General features: G+C 65.8%; 2 protein-coding genes. Both read left to right on the plus strand.

Features of this window, described 5'->3' with window-relative positions:
• Positions 1 to 294 precede the first annotated feature (294 nt).
• Complete coding sequence (rplJ, locus tag ACN269_RS33530; protein ID WP_421477177.1) at positions 295 to 825, plus strand: 50S ribosomal protein L10; 531 nt, start codon at positions 295 to 297, stop codon at positions 823 to 825.
• 48 nt (positions 826 to 873) lie between these two features.
• Entirely contained in the window at positions 874 to 1,266 is a 393-nt protein-coding gene (rplL, locus tag ACN269_RS33535) for a 50S ribosomal protein L7/L12 (RefSeq protein ID WP_421477179.1), read from the plus strand.
• Positions 1,267 to 1,386 lie beyond the last annotated feature (120 nt).

A 1,386-nucleotide genomic window follows, 5' to 3' on the forward strand; every position in this document is an offset into this window, starting at 1 on the left:
ACGCAGTGGGCGAAGTCGTCCGCGCGGTCCGCGTTTTGGCTGATCGGGGAGCGGCGGGCTACACTAGCTCGGTTCCACCGAAGACCGTCGGTCACCGAGTAATCGGTCGAAGGTCCGGACGTATCTGTTGTTCCGCTCAGCAGACACCCGGCGACCCACGCAGGAGGACGAGGCATCAGTGTATGCATTGCATCTGCGCGCCCCGACCTGTCTGCGTCGGGGCGTTCGTCATTTCCGGCCCTGGCTTGTGGTCTTCGTGGGGACAACCACGTACTCATCTACAAGGAGGCATGCATGGCCAAGGACGACAAGGCCGCCGCGGTTGCCGACATTGTCGAGAGGTTCAACGGGTCGACGGCCGCCGTCGTCACCGAGTACCGCGGTCTGAGCGTGACCAACCTCGCCGAACTTCGGCGTTCGCTCGGTGACTCCGCGTCGTACCGGATTGCCAAGAACACTCTGGTCAAGCGGGCCGCTGCGGAAGCCGGGATCGAAGGCCTCGACGAACTGTTCGCCGGTCCCACGGCGATCGCGTTCGTTCAGGGCGAGCCGGTCGAGGCCGCCAAGGCGATCAAGAAGTTCGCCAAGGACAACAAGGCTCTGGTCATCAAGGGCGGCTACATGGACGGCGCCACGCTGTCCGTCGCCGAGATCGAGCGCATCGCGGACCTGGAGTCCCGCGAGGTTCTGCTGGCCAAGCTGGCCGGCGCCATGAAGGGCAACCTCGCGAAGGCTGCCGGCCTGTTCAACGCACCCGCGTCGCAGGTCGCCCGGCTTGCGGCCGCGTTGCAGGAAAAGAAGTCTGGCGACGAGCCCGCCGCCTGAACCACCACAACCCAATAGCCAAGAACAACCAACCAGGAAGGACCAATCATGGCCAAGATGAGCACTGACGACCTGCTCGACGCATTCAAGGAAATGACGCTGCTGGAGCTGTCGGACTTCGTCAAGAAGTTCGAGGAGACCTTCGAGGTCACCGCTGCCGCTCCGGTCGCCGTCGCCGCCGCCGGTGGCGGCGCTGCCCCGGCCGCCGCTGAGGCCGCCGAGGAGCAGTCGGAGTTCGACGTCATCCTCGAGGGTGCCGGCGACAAGAAGATCGGCGTCATCAAGGTGGTCCGCGAGATCGTCTCCGGCCTGGGCCTGAAGGAGGCCAAGGATCTGGTCGACGGCGCGCCCAAGCCGCTGCTGGAGAAGGTCGCCAAGGAGGCCGCCGAGGAGGCCAAGGCCAAGCTGGAGGCCGCCGGCGCTTCGGTCACCGTCAAGTAGTAGTCGCAGTCCCGCACAGGGGGCCGGCCCGTATCGGGTCGGCCCCTTGTCGTTGTTGGAGGCGGTATTGGAGGGGCCGCCTCGCGGGAGTAGCTGGCAAACGAATGCGCCCGGCTGCCA

This window comes from Micromonospora sp. WMMD736 (genome assembly GCF_049179015.1).
Taxonomy (GTDB): domain Bacteria; phylum Actinomycetota; class Actinomycetes; order Mycobacteriales; family Micromonosporaceae; genus Micromonospora.

Bases quoted from the DNA above. Each gene is read 5' to 3' on its own strand.
- rplJ (WP_421477177.1), top strand. From the start codon at position 295: ATGGCCAAGGACGACAAGGCCGCCGCGGTTGCCGACATTGTCGAGAGG.
- rplL (WP_421477179.1), top strand. From the start codon at position 874: ATGGCCAAGATGAGCACTGACGACCTGCTCGACGCATTCAAGGAAATG.